This is a genomic window from Pseudomonas sp. NPDC087612, from assembly GCF_044743505.1.
GTDB lineage: Bacteria > Pseudomonadota > Gammaproteobacteria > Pseudomonadales > Pseudomonadaceae > Aquipseudomonas.
Window position 1 is genome coordinate 132,592 of record NZ_JBIUWO010000004.1, and the last position, 14,781, is coordinate 147,372.

Annotated in this window: 15 protein-coding genes; 8 read left to right on the plus strand and 7 right to left on the minus strand. The window is 61.4% G+C overall.

Translation table 11 applies throughout. From position 1 onward, the window contains the following. Positions 1-587: 587 nt before the first annotated feature. A complete protein-coding gene (gene yaaA, locus ACIOVF_RS09475; protein ID WP_045197242.1) occupies positions 588-1,367 on the minus strand; it encodes a peroxide stress protein YaaA in 780 nt (259 codons plus the stop codon). 134 nt (positions 1,368-1,501) lie between these two features. On the opposite strand from yaaA, the gene ACIOVF_RS09480 reads away from it, so the two are divergent. Both ACIOVF_RS09480 and ACIOVF_RS09485 read left to right on the plus strand, forming a co-directional pair. After that, entirely contained in the window at positions 1,502-2,629 is a 1,128-nt protein-coding gene (locus ACIOVF_RS09480) for a polysaccharide deacetylase family protein (RefSeq protein WP_401289037.1), read from the plus strand. Positions 2,630-2,969: 340 nt separating this feature from the next. After that, positions 2,970-4,364: a PhoH family protein gene (locus ACIOVF_RS09485; RefSeq protein WP_045197246.1), complete on the plus strand. Its 1,395-nt coding sequence runs from the start codon at positions 2,970-2,972 to the stop codon at positions 4,362-4,364. Between the two features lie 63 nt (positions 4,365-4,427). Here the strand turns inward: ACIOVF_RS09485 and ACIOVF_RS09490 are convergent, their stop codons facing one another. Then, positions 4,428-4,676 carry a hypothetical protein gene (locus tag ACIOVF_RS09490; RefSeq protein ID WP_093379737.1) on the minus strand — a complete coding sequence of 83 codons (249 nt, stop codon included), beginning with the start codon at positions 4,674-4,676 and terminating at the stop codon, positions 4,428-4,430. A 186-nt stretch (positions 4,677-4,862) separates the two neighbouring features. On the opposite strand from ACIOVF_RS09490, the gene moaC reads away from it, so the two are divergent. The 4 genes from moaC (at position 4,863) to ACIOVF_RS09510 (ending at position 7,010) form a co-directional block, all read left to right on the plus strand. Next, on the plus strand, positions 4,863-5,339 hold the full coding sequence (moaC, locus tag ACIOVF_RS09495) for a cyclic pyranopterin monophosphate synthase MoaC (protein ID WP_401289041.1): 477 nt from the start codon (positions 4,863-4,865) through the stop codon (positions 5,337-5,339). Continuing rightward, entirely contained in the window at positions 5,336-5,581 is a 246-nt protein-coding gene (moaD, locus tag ACIOVF_RS09500) for a molybdopterin converting factor subunit 1 (RefSeq protein ID WP_045197253.1), read from the plus strand. Before moaC ends, moaD begins: the two co-directional genes overlap by 4 nt. A 2-nt stretch (positions 5,582-5,583) precedes the next feature. Beyond that, positions 5,584-6,030, plus strand: coding sequence for a molybdopterin synthase catalytic subunit MoaE (gene moaE / locus ACIOVF_RS09505; RefSeq protein ID WP_195884975.1), 447 nt, complete (start codon positions 5,584-5,586; stop codon positions 6,028-6,030). A 200-nt stretch (positions 6,031-6,230) separates the two neighbouring features. After that, positions 6,231-7,010 (plus strand): ABC transporter substrate-binding protein, encoded by a 780-nt coding sequence (locus ACIOVF_RS09510; RefSeq protein ID WP_401289045.1) that lies wholly within the window; start codon positions 6,231-6,233, stop codon positions 7,008-7,010. 29 nt (positions 7,011-7,039) lie between these two features. Here the strand turns inward: ACIOVF_RS09510 and ACIOVF_RS09515 are convergent, their stop codons facing one another. The 5 genes from ACIOVF_RS09515 to ACIOVF_RS09535 all read right to left on the minus strand — a co-directional run bounded on the left by ACIOVF_RS09515 (position 7,040) and on the right by ACIOVF_RS09535 (position 12,170). Then, positions 7,040-7,666, minus strand: coding sequence for a transcriptional regulator (locus tag ACIOVF_RS09515; protein WP_045197259.1), 627 nt, complete (start codon positions 7,664-7,666; stop codon positions 7,040-7,042). A 73-nt stretch (positions 7,667-7,739) separates the two neighbouring features. Then, positions 7,740-8,870, minus strand: coding sequence for an FAD-binding oxidoreductase (locus ACIOVF_RS09520; RefSeq protein ID WP_093379754.1), 1,131 nt, complete (start codon positions 8,868-8,870; stop codon positions 7,740-7,742). A 10-nt stretch (positions 8,871-8,880) separates the two neighbouring features. Beyond that, entirely contained in the window at positions 8,881-9,831 is a 951-nt protein-coding gene (locus ACIOVF_RS09525) for an ornithine cyclodeaminase family protein (RefSeq protein ID WP_401289049.1), read from the minus strand. Between the two features lie 146 nt (positions 9,832-9,977). Beyond that, positions 9,978-11,411 (minus strand): ATP-dependent RNA helicase RhlB, encoded by a 1,434-nt coding sequence (gene rhlB, locus ACIOVF_RS09530; protein ID WP_401289051.1) that lies wholly within the window; start codon positions 11,409-11,411, stop codon positions 9,978-9,980. A 102-nt stretch (positions 11,412-11,513) separates the two neighbouring features. Continuing rightward, a complete protein-coding gene (locus ACIOVF_RS09535) occupies positions 11,514-12,170 on the minus strand; it encodes an alpha/beta hydrolase (RefSeq protein ID WP_045197265.1) in 657 nt (218 codons plus the stop codon). Between the two features lie 335 nt (positions 12,171-12,505). On the opposite strand from ACIOVF_RS09535, the gene ACIOVF_RS09540 reads away from it, so the two are divergent. Further along, positions 12,506-13,534 carry an amino acid ABC transporter substrate-binding protein gene (locus ACIOVF_RS09540; RefSeq protein WP_038998832.1) on the plus strand — a complete coding sequence of 343 codons (1,029 nt, stop codon included), beginning with the start codon at positions 12,506-12,508 and terminating at the stop codon, positions 13,532-13,534. 67 nt (positions 13,535-13,601) lie between these two features. Continuing rightward, a complete protein-coding gene (locus tag ACIOVF_RS09545) occupies positions 13,602-14,780 on the plus strand; it encodes an amino acid ABC transporter permease (RefSeq protein WP_045197267.1) in 1,179 nt (392 codons plus the stop codon). The last annotated feature ends 1 nt before the right edge of the window (position 14,781 follow it).

Genomic DNA, 14,781 nt, shown 5'->3' on the forward strand with positions numbered 1-14,781 from the left:
TTTATTGCAGATCGGTTACCCGAAACTGCAGTGCTTGTTCTTTCAAGTGAATAAAATCCTTTGAAATCAACCACAAGGACGATTTGTAGGGGCGCGTTTCTCCTGGGTTCAACTGTGGGTCGGGTGACCGACACTCAAGTCAAAGTTGTCTGGATGCACAATGACTGTGCGCTCCAATCAATGCTGTAGGTCATCTCTCACATAACGCTCGAGAATCGTTACGGGTGGTATGAGCGATGGCTGAAGGGATAAGTTCCGGGGGCGGTTCAGGGGCCGTGAAAGATTTTTTAATATTTTATCTGATGGCCATACTTTCACTTTGATAGCACTTGTCAGTTTCGTCCCTGTATATAAAGGACGAACTCGAGGTGGGATGTTTTTATGCCAGTACCGGAAAATTTTTTTCAAAATTCGTCAAAAAATTACGAACGGTCTTATGGCGTTTTGCGATAAAGCTAGAGGGGTGGTTTTTTTGGCGCCAGGATTGTGGCGACTATTAGAGCGTCGTCGCTGGCAAGCCAGCTCCCACAAAAATCTGTGGGAGCTGGCTTGCCAGCGATTGGGCTGCGAAGCAGCCCCAGGGAGGTTTACTCGTCCGCGTGATCGCGCAGGAACACCAGGTTGTCGGCCTTCGACAGCTCGGCACTGTAGTAGTAGCCCTGCACATCGAACTGCTTGAGCTGCTCGGGATCGTTGATGCGTTCCTGGATCACGAAGCGGCTCATCATGCCGCGGGCCTTTTTGGCGTAGAAGCTGATGATCTTGTACTGGCCGTTCTTGAAGTCGCGGAACTCGGTGTTGATCACCCGCGCCTTGAGGGCATTGCGCTTGACCGCGCTGAAGTACTCGTTGCTGGCCAGGTTCAGCAGCAGGTCGTCGCCTTGCTCGGCCAGGGCCTGGTTCAGCCACTCGCTGATGCGCGTGCCCCAGAAGGCATACAGGTCCTTGCCGCGGGCGTTGGCAAGCTTGGTGCCCATCTCCAGGCGGTAAGGCTGCATCAGGTCCAGCGGGCGCAGCAGGCCGTACAGCCCGGAGAGCATGCGCAGGTGCTCCTGGGCGTAGCTGAAGTCGTCTTCGCTGAGGCTTTGCGCGTCGAGCCCGGTATACACGTCGCCCTTGAACGCCAGCAGCGCCTGCTTGGCGTTGTCCGGGGTGAAGGCCGGGGTCCAGCTGCCGAAGCGCGCGGCGTTGAGCCCGGCGAGCTTGTCGGAGAGGTGCATCAGCTCGCTGATCTGCGCCGGCGACAGCTCGCGCAACTGCACGATCAGTTCCTGGGAATCATCCAGGTACTGCGGCTGGGTGTAGCGCTGGGTTACCGGCGGGGTGTCGTAGTCGAGGGTCTTGGCGGGGGAAATCACCGTCAGCATCAGGTCGGCTCCTTTATTCGTGGCGCCGATTCTACGGGGCGGGGGCGGCGATCTCCAGCTATCAAGGCAATAGCCACAGACCATCCCGACACTTGGCGCTATAGTGCGCGGCGAGGAAAACGGAGAGCCCGATCGTGCGCATTGCCCTTGTTTTACTGGCTGGCCTGTTCAGCGTCACGGCCCAGGCCGCGCCAGCCCCGGTCGCCACTTTCGACCGCAGCCACTGGCCAGAGCAGCTCGACAGCCCGGCGCTGTTCGATGTCGCCTCGCGCGCCGAAATCCTCGGGTTTGCCCGGGTGCTGGCTGAAAGCGAAATGCTCGACCAGAGCGCCATGGCGGCGCGGCTGAACCTGCGCCAGGTCAATCTGCTGTCGATCAACACGCTGCGCCAGCGCCTGTGGCAGCGCTTATGGCGCAACTACGACCTGGCGCAGAAGAGCTGCGAGCAGGACGCCTCGTTCTGTTATGCCATCGACGACCTGGGCGATTTTCGCAAGCAGACGGCAACCTTCGAAGTCGCCGCCGACTCGTTCTACGCGAGCTGGGCCGAGCCCAGCCGGGCCTTTCACGAGCGCTACCTGGACGAGCTGCTGCGCAAGGCCGCGCTGTTCCCGCAGACCGCCAGCGAAATCGAGCGCTTCTCCGACCTTGAGCGCAATGGCGACGAGCTCAACGACCGGCTATTCATGCTGACCTTCGATGGCGGCCCATCCTTGGCGGGCGGCAGTACCGACGGCCTGGCCGAGTTCCTGCGCCGGCAACGGCTGTCGGCGACCTTTTTTGTGCTGGGCAACAGCCTGCAGAACCGGCGCGACAAGACCTCGCTTGGCGACCTGCGGGCGCTCTACCAGGGCCAGTGCGTGGGCTTGCAAGGCTGGCAGTACCGCTCCCACGGGCAGTGGCAGGGCTGGCAGGACTCGGTGCTGCGCAGCCAGGCGCGGGTACAGGGCGACTTGCCGCAGCAGTATGTGCCGTTGTTCCGGCCGCCTTATGGCCAGCGCCGTGCCGACAGCCAGGCATTCTTCGCCGGCCAGCATTTGCAGGTGGTGTTGTGGGATATCGACGCCCAGGATCAGGGCGCGTTGAACAGCGAACAGTCGGCCCAGCGGGTGCTGACCTTGATGTTGCTGTGGCGAAAGGGGCTGATCCAGTTTCACGACGCCCAGCCCAAGGCGCAGGAGGCAGTGGCCTGGTTGCTCAAGCAAACGGCACAGAGTGGAATTGGCTGGGAAGATTGCCGTAATTTCGGCGAAAAGCTGTGAAAAGGTAAGGTGATGGCGACGCCCGGGAATAAAACGCCGCAGGCATTTCACATGACTGGATTTATGACTGTAGCGGTGCTTTGCCCCTGCGCCAAGGGCTAATTGGTCGATCGAAAAATAAACTTCAAAAAAACGTAAAAACGCTTTTTCCGGTCATGGGTTTTGCGGTATTACGAAGACAGACCGCCGAACCCTGCAGCACAGGTGGCGTCCTACGGCCCATTCTTTGTTCGCAGCTCCCTACCCGTAACGACGCGGACCAGGGGAGAACCGGCGGCCACTTCGCGGCGCAGCACCGCTCAGGTATTGCGTCGTCTGGCTCCCACAAAGGTGACCGAGTATGGATGATCAAGGACGCAGCACTTCCTCCAACCAGCCAATCCTTTATGTGCTCGATACCAATGTACTGATTCACGATCCCAACGCTTTGCTCAACTTCGAGGAGCACCACGTCGCCATCCCGATGACGGTGCTGGAGGAGCTCGACAAACTCAAGACGGGCAAACATACGATTGCCGCCGAATGTCGCCAGGCCATCCGCCTGATCGACCAGACCCTGGGCGATGCCTCGCCGGCCGATGTCGAGCAGGGCGTGCCGATCCAGCGCGGCAAGAGCGGCCCCAAGGGCTTCCTGTCGATTCTCATGAGCCCGCGCAACGAGCCCAACCGCCTGCTGCCGGAGAACCTCAACGACAACATCATCATCAACCAGTTGCTCGAGCTGCGTAGCCGGCGCAAGGAACTGGACGTGGTGCTGGTGACCAAAGACATCAACATGCGCCTCAAGGCCCGCGCCTGCGGGATCGCGGCCGAGGACTACAGCACCGACCAGCTGGTGGACGACGTCTCCCTGCTGTCCAAGGGTTACCACAGCGTCACCGGCTCGTTCTGGGACCGCGTCAGCAAGGTCGAGACCCGCCAGGACCATGGCCGCACCTGGCACCGGGTGCAGATGATCGACAACCTGCCGGCCGTGCACATCAACGAGTTCATCATTGACGAGCAGGGCTTCGTCGGCTGGATCAAGGGCATCAAGGATGGCGAGCTGGTGCTGCTCGACCTGCACCAGGAGCCGCTGCTGCACCAGGAAGCCTGGGGCCTCAAGCCGCGTGACATCCACCAGAGCCTGGCGCTGTTCGCCTTGCTCGACCCGGACATTCACCTGGTCAACCTGACCGGCGCGGCCGGTTCCGGCAAGACCATCCTGGCCCTGGCCGCCGCCATCGAGCAGACCATGGTCAGCAAGCGCTACCGGCGCATCATCGCCACCCGCAGCGTGCAGGGGCTGGACCAGGAGATCGGCTTCCTGCCGGGCACTGAAGCAGAAAAAATGGAGCCCTGGCTCGGGGCAATCACCGACAACCTCGAAGCCCTGCACATGGATGACGAAAACACCCATGGCAGCGTCGAGTACATCCTTGAGCGGGTGCCGCTGCAGTTCAAATCGCTGAACTACATTCGCGGTCGCAGCTTCCAGCAGAGCCTGATCCTGATCGATGAATGCCAGAACCTCACCCCGCACCAGATGAAAACCATCATCACCCGTGCCGGCGCCGGTTCCAAAGTGATCTGCCTGGGCAACCTGGCGCAGATCGACACCCCTTACCTGTCCGCCACCAGCTCCGGCCTGACCTACCTGACCGAGCGCTTCAAGGACTTCCCCAACGGCGTGCACATCACCCTGCAGGGCGTACCGCGCTCGATTCTGGCCGAATACGCCGAATCGCACCTGTAACCCGGTACGGAGGTTGCAAAAAGCCCGCATCAGCCGATGCGGGCTTTTTCATTGCTGGTAATTTCATTTCCAACCGCGGCCAAAAGCACCCCAACCGGTGAAAATTACGCTCACTATGCTGTCGTCCTTGTCGAGAATCAGCAGGTAAGGGCTCTGCCCGGTATAACCAATGACTCCCGGCCGAATCTCGCTGACTTCACCTCCACCCGCATTTTTGCAGATCTCGTCGGCTAACTCCTTGCTGAATGTCTTGCCAATGTAGGGAGCAAAGACGGGTTGCATTTTTTCGTAGTCTTTCGCGTTCATGACCATATCGGTGCCTCCTGGCATCAGGTTAGGGTGCGTGCAAGGTTGTTGCATTGGCAGCTTCTACCTGCAGACGCATCAGTGTGTAGTAGATGGATATCGCATGTTTAAAGCCCCAGGCAGTGTCCGCGCTTGTCGCTAAGGTCTGACTCAAGGGTTTACAATCGACTGTCCTGAAACAGGAGTAACGCTGTGCTGACCCATCTCGATTCCCAAGGTCGCGCCAACATGGTCGACGTCACCGATAAAGCCGTGACGTCGCGTGAGGCGGTGGCCGAAGCGCGGGTGCGCATGCTCCCGCAAACCCTGCAGATGATCGTCGAAGGCGAACACCCCAAGGGTGACGTGTTTGCCGTGGCGCGCATTGCCGGTATCCAGGCGGCGAAGAAGACCAGCGACCTGATTCCGTTGTGCCACCCGTTGCTGCTGACCAGCGTCAAGGTCGAGCTCCGCGCCGAAGGCAACGACACTGTCTATATCGTCGCCCGTTGCAAGCTGGCCGGGCAGACCGGGGTAGAAATGGAAGCGCTGACCGCTGCCAGCGTCGCGGCCCTGACCATCTATGACATGTGCAAGGCGGTCGACCGCGGCATGATCATCGACGGCGTGCGCGTGCTGGAAAAGCTCGGCGGCAAGAGCGGCCATTACCAGGCGGATGAAGTGAAATGAAAATCAAGGTGATGTATTTCGCCCGTTACCGGGAGTTTCTGGGGGTTGATGCCGAAAAGCTCGAGGGTTCGTTCGCTACCCTGGATGACGTACGCAAGGCGCTGGTTGCAAAAGGTGACAAGCATGATGTGCTGCGCGAACAGAACCTGATGTGCGCGCGCAATGAAGAGCTGTGCAAGCTGGACGAGCCGCTTGAAGACGGTGACGAAGTGGCGTTCTTTCCGCCCGTGACCGGAGGCTGAGCATGAGCGTTCGAGTCCAGAGCGAGCCCTTTGATCCGGGGGCTGAAGTCAATGCGATGCACGCGGCCAACGTCGGTGTCGGCGCGGTGGTCGGTTTTGTCGGTTACGTGCGCGACTTCAATGATGGCCAGGACGTGGCGGGGATGTTCCTCGAGCATTATCCGGGTATGACCGAAAAGGCCCTGGCCAAGATCGTGGTTGAAGCCCAGCAGCGCTGGCCGTTGCTCAAGGTCGAGGTGCTGCACCGCATTGGCGGCCTGGAACCCGGTGAACCGATCGTTTTTGTCGGTGTTGCCAGTGCCCATCGTCAGGCCGCATTCGATGCCTGCAATTTCATCATGGACTACCTGAAAACCCGCGCGCCGTTCTGGAAGAAGGAACAGACCGGCGACGGCCCGCGTTGGGTCGAGGGCAAGCAGAGTGATGAAGAGGCAGCAGGGCGCTGGTAAATCTGATCGCGGGGCAAGCCCGCTCCTACAGGGATCAAGGTAGGAGCGGGCTTGCCCCGCGATGCTTTTGCTTGTTGAATTTTCATACCAAAAAGTCCAGTATGGAATTATAAGTACAAAATAATTCCAGGCCGACCCGCGCCTGCCCCTTTCCCTCTGTCTGGCACCACACCTCCAACAACGAGCGAGAGAGCCCCGTCATGAACAAGTTCACCCTGATCAGCGGCCTGGCCCTGAGTCTGATGGCCAGCAGCAGTCTGTTTGCCGCCGAGAAGACATTGCGCATTGGCATCGAAGCCGCGTACCCGCCGTTCGCATTCAAGACCCCTGACGGCAATATCAGCGGCTTCGACTACGACATCGGCAATGCCCTGTGTGCGCAGATGCAGGTCAAATGCCAGTGGACCGAGCAGGAGTATGACGGCCTGATCCCGTCGCTGAAGGTCAAGAAGATCGATGCGGCGCTGTCGTCGATCACCATCACCGAAGAGCGCAAGCGCTCGGTGGACTTCACCCACAAGTACTACTTCACCTCCGCGCGCCTGGCGATGAAGGAAGGCAGCCAGGTCGACGACCAGTTCGTCAGCCTCAAGGGCAAGCGCATCGGTGTGCAGCGGGCAACTACCACTGACCGTTACGTCACCGAGGTGCTGGCCCCCAAGGGTATCGAGGTGGTGCGCTACACCAGTAACGAAGAGATCTTCATGGACCTGGTTTCCGGGCGTCTGGACGGCGTTTTCGCCGACACCATTCCGCTGGAGCAGGGTTTTCTGAATACCGAGAAGGGCAAAGGCTACGCTTTCGTCGGCCCAGAGCTGAAAGACCCGAGCTATGTGGGTGAAGGCGCGGGTATCGCGGTGCGCAAGGGCAACACACAACTGGTGAGCGAGCTGAACCAGGCCATCGACGCCATTCGCGCCAACGGCGAATACCAGAAGATCCAGGCCAAGTACTTCAAGTCTGATATCTACGGCGACTGATCGCCGCTTTACTCAAGGCCTGAGCGTGATCAGGCCTTGAGTTCCTTCAGGTGCTTGTACACCGTCGCCCGTCCCATCCCCAGCACATTGGCCACATAGTTGGCGGCACTCTTGCCCTTGAACGCGCCCTCGGCGTGCAGGGCCAGTACCAGTTCGCGCTTATGGTCGCGGCTGAGCAGGTTGAGGCTCAGTTGACGTTGGCGCAGCCAGCTGTTGAGGAAGGTGTTGATGCGCTCCTGCCAGTCATCGCGAAACAGCGCATCGGGCTGCGGGATCAGCTTGCTCGGCGACAAGAACAGGTCGAGCGCCGCCTTGGCGTTTTCGAACAGGGAAATATTCAGGTTGATGCACAGCACCGCCAGCGGCTTGCCGGCCGGGTCGCGCAGTACGGTGCTCAGCGAGCGGATCTTCTGACCGTCCCAGTTGAGCTTTTCGTACGGTCCGATGTTGGTCTCGTCAGTACCTTCCTCGAACATGTCCTCCAGCGCCGCATCATCGCCAATCTCGCGCTTGGACAGGTTGTTGGCAATGTAGTCGATCTTCTGGCTGCGCAAATCGTGCAGCACCACTTCGGCGTGGGGGAAGAACAGGGTGGCGATGGCGTCGGCGATGGCCCGGTAGTTGTGCAGGACGGGATCGGCTTGGGGTGTGGGCATTCGGACGGGCTCCAGGCGGTGTCAGCGCCCTTGCGACAGGGCGCTTGGAGTGTGCCGCAATCGCGGCCGGGCGTCACCCTTGCAGGCGGCGCGGCGACAGCATCGCAGCGTTGAGGCCAAAGCCCTTGAGGGTGTCAGGCAAGTCTTCACCGCGCACCAGGGCGGCGCTGGCCTGGCCCATGGCCGGCGAGGTCTGGATACCATAGCCGCCTTGCGCGGCCACCCAGAACAGCCCGGGCACCTGCGGATCGAAGCCGGCCACCAGGTCGCCGTCAGCGACGAAGCTGCGCAAGCCGGCCCAGGTACGGGTCGGGCGACGAATGCTCAGGGTGGTGGCTTCTTCGATCTGGTAGATGCCCATGGCGATGTCCAGCTCTTCGGCCTGCACGTCGTGGGGCTCGACCGGGTCGGCATTGGCCGGTGAGCCGAGCAGCATGCCGGCGTCAGGCTTCATGTAGAACGACTCATCGAGGCTGACCAGCATCGGCCAGGCATGGCTGTCGATGCCTTCGGGGCCGGCGAAGATGAACGCGGCGCGGCGCTTTGGCTGCAGGCCCAGGGGTTGGGCGCCGGCCAGTTCGCCGACTTTGTCGGCCCAGGCACCGGCAGCGTTGATCAGCACCGGGGCGGTGAAGGTGCCGCGGCTGGTCTGCACGTGCCAGAGGCCGTCGGCGTCGCGGCTCAGGTGTTGTACTTCGCAGTCGCTGTGCACTTCACCCTGCTGGCGACGAATGCCGCGCAGGTAACCCTGGTGCAGGGCGTCGGTGTCGATGTCGCTGGCACTCGGGTCGTACAGGGCGCCATGCACCTTATCGCGGCGCAGCACCGGCAGGCGCGCGCAGGCTTGCTCGGCGCTGAGCAGCTCGACCTCTGGCACGCAGGCCTTGGCGCTCTGGTACTGACGCTGCAGTTCTTCAGGGTCACCATTGAGATCGACGGTCATTTCCCCGCGCGGGCTGAGCAGCGGGTGCTCGGTAAAACCCGCTGGCGGCTGGTCGAAAAACGCCCGGCTGGCCAGGGTCAGTGCGCGCACTTGCGGGGTGCCATAGGCGGCGGTGTACAGCGCTGCCGAGCGGCCGGTGGAGTGGTAGCCCGGCTGCGACTCGCGCTCAAGCAGCAGTACCCGGCCGTGGCCGGCCAGCCAGAAACCGGTGGAGGCACCGGCAATACCGGCGCCGATGATGATGAAATCAGCCTGTTGCATGAAGGTTTCCTCAGTCGGCGCGTTGCAGGCGGTACAGGGCGTTGGCCAGGGCGATGTCTTCCAGGCCCAGGCCGATGGAGCGGAAAAAAGCGTGGCGCTGGTAGCCCGGCTTGTGCGCCGCACCACTGATCAATTGCGCCAGATCGCCGACGATCGCATCGGCTTGCCAGCCATGTTGTTCGACGGCGATGCGCATCTCGCCGGCGCTGCCCGGGGTGGTTACGCGGTAGTCGCAGTAAACGTCCATCTCGCTTAAGGTTGCTGGCGGCACTTCGTGGGCACGCACCGCATTGGTGCTGATGGAGGTGATCAGCGCGGGCTTGCTCAATTGGCGCGGGTCGAGCACCGGCGTGGCGCAGGAGGTGCAGAGCATGATCACGTCGGCATCCAGCACCGCCTGCTCCAGGCTTTCGCTGAGCACCAGGCGCGGGTCGAGATTACTCAGGGCCTGACGCTGTTCGGTCGATTGCCGGCCCAGGCTTGGCGAGTACAGGCGGATGTCCTGCCATGGACGCAGGCTGCGGGCGTAATGCAGGTGGGCGCGGGCAATCGGGCCGCTGCCGATGATGGTCAGGCGCCGGGCCTCGCTGGCTGCCAGGGCATCGACGGCAACGGCGGTAGTGGCGGCGGTGCGCGCGGTGGTCAGTTCACCGGCATCGCACAGCAGCAGCGGCTGGCCGCTGTCCATGGACATCAGCAGGGTCCAGGCGGTGACCAGCGGTCCCTGCTCGCGGACGATATAGGGCGAGGTCTTGACCCCGTACACGCGCTGTTCGGCCAGCACGCCACCGTAGTTGATGAAGTCGCCTTTGCCGGCCGGGAATTCCACCAGTTGCTGGGGCGGTTGCACCGCTTGCCCGGCCGCCAGGTCACGGAACAGGTTGCGCAGGATCTGCGGAACATCCACCTGGGCGAGCAGTTGGCGAGCGTGCTGTTGATCGATGACGAGAGGCGCAGACATGCGAAGCTCCAAATGAACTATTTTGTCTATTATGGACTTTTAGTTTATTTGGGCAATATGCCGAGGTGTAAAAAGCATCGCGGGGCAAGCCCGCTCCTACAGGGTGGTGTAGGAGCGGGCTTGCCCCGCGATTGGTGTTACTGCACTCAGTGATGCTTGCGCGGTACCGGCTTGAGCAACTCGGTCGGTGGCATCTCGCAGCTGATCTTGCGCCCCAGCAGTTCTTCGATGGCTGGCAGCTGGTAGGAGTCATCCTCACCGGCGAAGCTGATCGACACGCCGCTGGTGCCGGCACGACCGGTACGACCAATGCGGTGCACGTAGTCGTCCGGGTCTTCCGGCAGGGTGAAGTTGATCACGTGGCTGATGCCGTCGATGTGGATACCGCGGCCAGCCACGTCAGTGGCTACCAGTACGGTGATGCGCCCTTCGCGAAAGCTCTCGAGGGTCTTGATCCGCTTGTGCTGCGGCACGTCGCCCGACAGCTGGGCGGCGTTGACGCCATCGCGCACCAGGCGCTCTTCGATGCGTCGTACTTCGTCCTTGCGGTTGGCAAAGACCATCACCCGTTCCCACTTGTTCTCGGTCACCAGGTTGTACAGCAGCTTGTACTTGTCGCTGCCGGCCACGGCATAGACGTGCTGCTCGACGGTCTCGCTGGCGACGTTCTCCGGCTCGATCTCGACGATGGCAGGGTCGGTGGTCCACTGCTTGGCCAGGTTCATCACGTCTTCGGTGAAGGTTGCCGAGAACAGCAGGGTCTGGCGCTCGCTCTTGGGCGGGGTCTGGCGGATGATCTGCCGCACCTGGGGGATGAAGCCCATGTCGAGCATGCGGTCGGCTTCGTCCAGTACCAGCACCTCGACCATGTCCAGGTGTGCTTCGCCGCGCTGGTTGAAGTCCAGCAGGCGGCCCGGGGTGGCGACCAGGATGTCGCAGTGGCGGGCTTCGAGGGCCTTGAGCTGCTTGTCGAAGTCCATGCCGCCGACGAAGGTCATGACGTTGAGGCCGGTGTATTTGGTCAGCGCCGCGGCGTCCTTGGCGATCTGCACCACCAGCTCGCGGGTCGGGGCGATGATCAGCGCCCGTGGCTCGCCCATGTAGCGCTCTTTCGGCGGCGGGGTCTGCTGCAGCTGGGTGATGATCGAAATCAGGAAGGCTGCGGTCTTGCCGGTACCGGTCTGGGCCCGGCCAATGGCGTCTTTGCCACGCAGGGTGTAGCCCAGCACCTGGGCCTGGATTGGCGTGCAGTACGGGAACCCTAGGTCGTGGATCGCATGCATCAGCTCGGGCGAGAGCTTGAAGTCATGAAAGCGGGTCTTGCCTTCCTGCGGCTCGACGGCGAAGTCTTCGAGCTTCCAGGTGGAGGCGGCGGGCTTTGGCTTGCGCTCACGGCGCGGCTTGGCCTCGGCCGGTTTTTCGGCGCGTGCCGGGGCAGGGTCCACGGCTTCGGTCTTGAGCGGTGCCGACGGGGCAGGGGCCTGGGGTACTGCGGGCGGCTGCTTCACGGGGGCAGCGGTTTCGGTGGCGAGTTGCTCAACCTCGCTCTTGCCGAACATCTTCTTGAGTGCTTTGAGCACGGTCATCTCATCAATTGGTTAAGGAATGTACGCCGGGCAGTGTAATGCAAGAATCGGGCGCGGCGTAGTGGATTGCACTGACAACTACAGGGAACGCTTCTTTTAGCGCAGGCGCTCGGCCAGCCAGTCGGCGATATCGCGAATTTCTTCCTGCAGCACTTCGTGCTCCATCGGGTACTCGGCCCACTTGGCGCTGACGCCCCAGTTCTTCAGGTGCTCGTAGGCGCTGCGCCCCATGGCCGGTAGCACAACCGGGTCGTACACACCGTGCAGGCACAGGGCCGGGGTGCGTTGCTGGCAGGCGCTCAGTTCGCGTGCCTCGGTGAAAGTCGGGGCATAGGTCGAAAGCGCCAGTACGCCGCCCAGGGCTTCTTGCCACTTTATATAGGCAGTGTGCAGCACCACGGCGCCGCCCTGGGAAAAGCCGGCGAGGATGATCCGCGACAGGGCCACACCCTTGGCCTGCTCGGCCTTGATCAGTTCGATCACCTGTTCCGCCGATTCGTGCAACTGGTCTTCATCGATGGCCCGCGCCGGGCTCATGGCCTTGATGTCGTACCAGCTGGGCATTGCATAGCCGCCGTTGATGGTCACCGGACGGGTGGGTGCCTGGGGCATGACGAAGCGGGTGGTCAGCAGAACTTCCTGCAGGGCCTCAGCCACCGGCATGAAGTCGTAACGATCGGCCCCCAGGCCGTGCAACCAGATCACACAGGCGTCTGCGGTTTTTTGTGGTTCGAGAATCAGCGGGTGGGTCATGACTGCTCCGAAAGTGTGCGCGCGCTCTTGTTTGCGTGCATGAAATGAAGGCGCGTCGGGTAAATCCGGGAAAAACCTGTCGCAAGGTTGCAAGTTTTCCTATTGACGTTAACTGAAACGCTTTAGCCCTTCAGTGTGGTACGCGCTTTGCTATGAAACTCCAGATGCGAGGTTACACGTTTTGGACGGTAACACCCGTTAGCGGTCCCCAAGGCTGTCACAGAACAGCGCATTGCGCCAATTGACCCAAAAACAAGCCAACACGGGTCGGATGCGCCTCATAAGGGTGCGGTGCAATCCCGGCTCACACAACAAGAGCAAAACTGGAGGTTTGAATGAAGATGTTGAAATCCACACTGGCAGTGGTTACCGCTGCTACCGCGTTGGGTATCAGCGGTTTCGCACAGGCAGGTGCGACCCTGGACGCAGTACAGAAGAAGGGATTCGTTCAATGTGGCGTCAGTGACGGCTTGCCGGGCTTCTCGGTACCGGATGCCAAGGGCAACATCGTCGGTATCGACGCCGACGTCTGCCGCGCGGTCGCCGCTGCGGTGTTCGGCGACGCCAAGAAGGTCAAGTTCAGCCAGCTCAACGCCAAGGAGCGCTTCACCGCGCTGCAATCGGGCGAAGTCGACGTGCTGTCGCGCAACACCACCTGGACCAGCTCGCGCGACGCCGGCATGGGCCTGGTGTTCGCCGGTGTTACCTACTACGACGGCATCGGTTTTCTGGTCAACAAGAAGCTCGGCGTTTCCAGCGCCAAGGAACTGGACGGTGCAACCATCTGCATCCAGGCCGGTACCACCACCGAACTCAACGTCTCCGACTACTTCCGCGCCAACGGCCTGAAATACACCCCGATCACCTTCGACACCTCCGACGAGAGCGCCAAATCGCTGGAATCCGGCCGTTGCGACGTGCTGACCTCGGACAAATCGCAGCTCTACGCACAACGCTCCAAGCTGGCCGCCCCGGCCGATTACGTGGTGCTGCCAGAGACCATCTCCAAGGAGCCGCTGGGCCCGGTGGTGCGCAAAGGCGATGAAGAGTGGTTCAGCATCGTCAAGTGGACCCTGTTCGCCATGCTCAACGCCGAAGAGATGGGCATCAGCTCGAAAAACGTCGAAGCCGAAGCCAAGGCCACCAAGAACCCTGACGTGGCCCGCATGCTCGGCGCCGACGGCGAGTACGGCAAAGACCTGAAACTGCCGAAGGACTGGGTAGTGCAGATCGTCAAGCAGGTCGGCAACTACGGCGAAGTCTTCGAGAAAAACCTGGGCAAGGAAACCCCACTGCAAATCGACCGCGGTCTGAACGCCCTGTGGAACAACGGCGGCATCCAGTACGCGCCACCGGTGCGCTGACGGTTGCGGCCTGCGGCGGCATCCGGCCGCCGCAGGCTGTTCGGTTCCCTTCCTTGCGGGGCATTACATGCAAAATAATATCGGCGCACCCAAGGGACTATCCCTGAGCGATCCACGTGTGCGTGCGTGGCTGTTCCAGATTATCACCGTGGTCGCGGTGGTCGGTCTGGGCTGGTACCTGTTTCACAATACCCAGACCAACCTGCAACACCGCGGGATCACTTCGGGCTTCGACTTTCTCGAACGCAGTGCCGGTTTCGGCATCGCCCAGCACCTGATCCCCTATACCGAACAGGACAGTTATGCGCGGGTGTTCGTAATCGGCCTGCTCAACACCCTGCTGGTAACCTTCATCGGCATCATCCTCGCGACCCTGCTGGGCTTCATCATCGGTGTGGCACGACTGTCACCGAACTGGATGATCAGCAAGCTGGCCACTGTGTATGTCGAGACTTTCCGTAACATCCCACCGCTGCTGCAGATCCTGTTCTGGTACTTCGCGGTGTTCCTGACCCTGCCGGGACCGCGGGGTAGCATCAATCTCAACGACACCTTCTTTATCAGCAACCGGGGCCTGAACATGCCCGGTGCTGCCATGGCCGATGGATTCTGGCCATTCGTCGTCGCCGTCGCACTGGCAATCCTTGCCATTGTGGTAATGGTGCGCCTGGCCAACCGGCGCTTTGAGGCCACCGGCGAGCCGTTCCACAAATTCTGGGTCGGCCTGTTCCTGTTCTTCGGCATTCCGGCGTTGTGCGTGCTGCTGTTCGGCGCGCCGGTGCACTGGGAGATGCCGCAGCTCAAGGGCTTCAACTTCGTCGGCGGCTGGGTATTGATCCCGGAACTGCTGGCGCTGACCCTGGCACTGACCATCTATACCGCAGCGTTCATCGCCGAAATCGTGCGTTCCGGCATCCGTTCGGTGAGCTACGGCCAGACCGAGGCGGCTCGCTCCCTGGGCCTGCGCGAAGGGCCGACGCTGCGCAAGGTGATCATTCCCCAGGCGCTGCGGGTGATCATCCCGCCGCTGACCAGCCAGTACCTGAACCTGGCGAAGAACTCTTCGCTGGCGGCCGGTATCGGCTACCCGGAAATGGTCTCGCTGTTCGCCGGTACCGTGCTTAACCAGACCGGCCAGGCCATCGAGGTGATCGCCATCACCATGAGCGTCTATCTGGCCATCAGCATCAGCATTTCCCTGCTGATGAACTGGTACAACAAGCGCATTGCGCTGATCGAGCGGTGAG

Bases quoted from the DNA above. Each gene is read 5' to 3' on its own strand.
- yaaA (WP_045197242.1), bottom strand. From the start codon at position 1,367: ATGCTGACGGTGATTTCCCCCGCCAAGACCCTCGACTACGACACCCCG.
- ACIOVF_RS09485 (WP_045197246.1), top strand. From the start codon at position 2,970: ATGGATGATCAAGGACGCAGCACTTCCTCCAACCAGCCAATCCTTTAT.
- ACIOVF_RS09490 (WP_093379737.1), bottom strand. From the start codon at position 4,676: ATGGTCATGAACGCGAAAGACTACGAAAAAATGCAACCCGTCTTTGCT.
- moaD (WP_045197253.1), top strand. From the start codon at position 5,336: ATGAAAATCAAGGTGATGTATTTCGCCCGTTACCGGGAGTTTCTGGGG.
- moaE (WP_195884975.1), top strand. From the start codon at position 5,584: ATGAGCGTTCGAGTCCAGAGCGAGCCCTTTGATCCGGGGGCTGAAGTC.
- ACIOVF_RS09510 (WP_401289045.1), top strand. From the start codon at position 6,231: ATGAACAAGTTCACCCTGATCAGCGGCCTGGCCCTGAGTCTGATGGCC.
- ACIOVF_RS09515 (WP_045197259.1), bottom strand. From the start codon at position 7,666: ATGCCCACACCCCAAGCCGATCCCGTCCTGCACAACTACCGGGCCATC.
- ACIOVF_RS09520 (WP_093379754.1), bottom strand. From the start codon at position 8,870: ATGCAACAGGCTGATTTCATCATCATCGGCGCCGGTATTGCCGGTGCC.
- ACIOVF_RS09525 (WP_401289049.1), bottom strand. From the start codon at position 9,831: ATGTCTGCGCCTCTCGTCATCGATCAACAGCACGCTCGCCAACTGCTC.
- ACIOVF_RS09535 (WP_045197265.1), bottom strand. From the start codon at position 12,170: ATGACCCACCCGCTGATTCTCGAACCACAAAAAACCGCAGACGCCTGT.
- ACIOVF_RS09540 (WP_038998832.1), top strand. From the start codon at position 12,506: ATGAAGATGTTGAAATCCACACTGGCAGTGGTTACCGCTGCTACCGCG.
- ACIOVF_RS09545 (WP_045197267.1), top strand. From the start codon at position 13,602: ATGCAAAATAATATCGGCGCACCCAAGGGACTATCCCTGAGCGATCCA.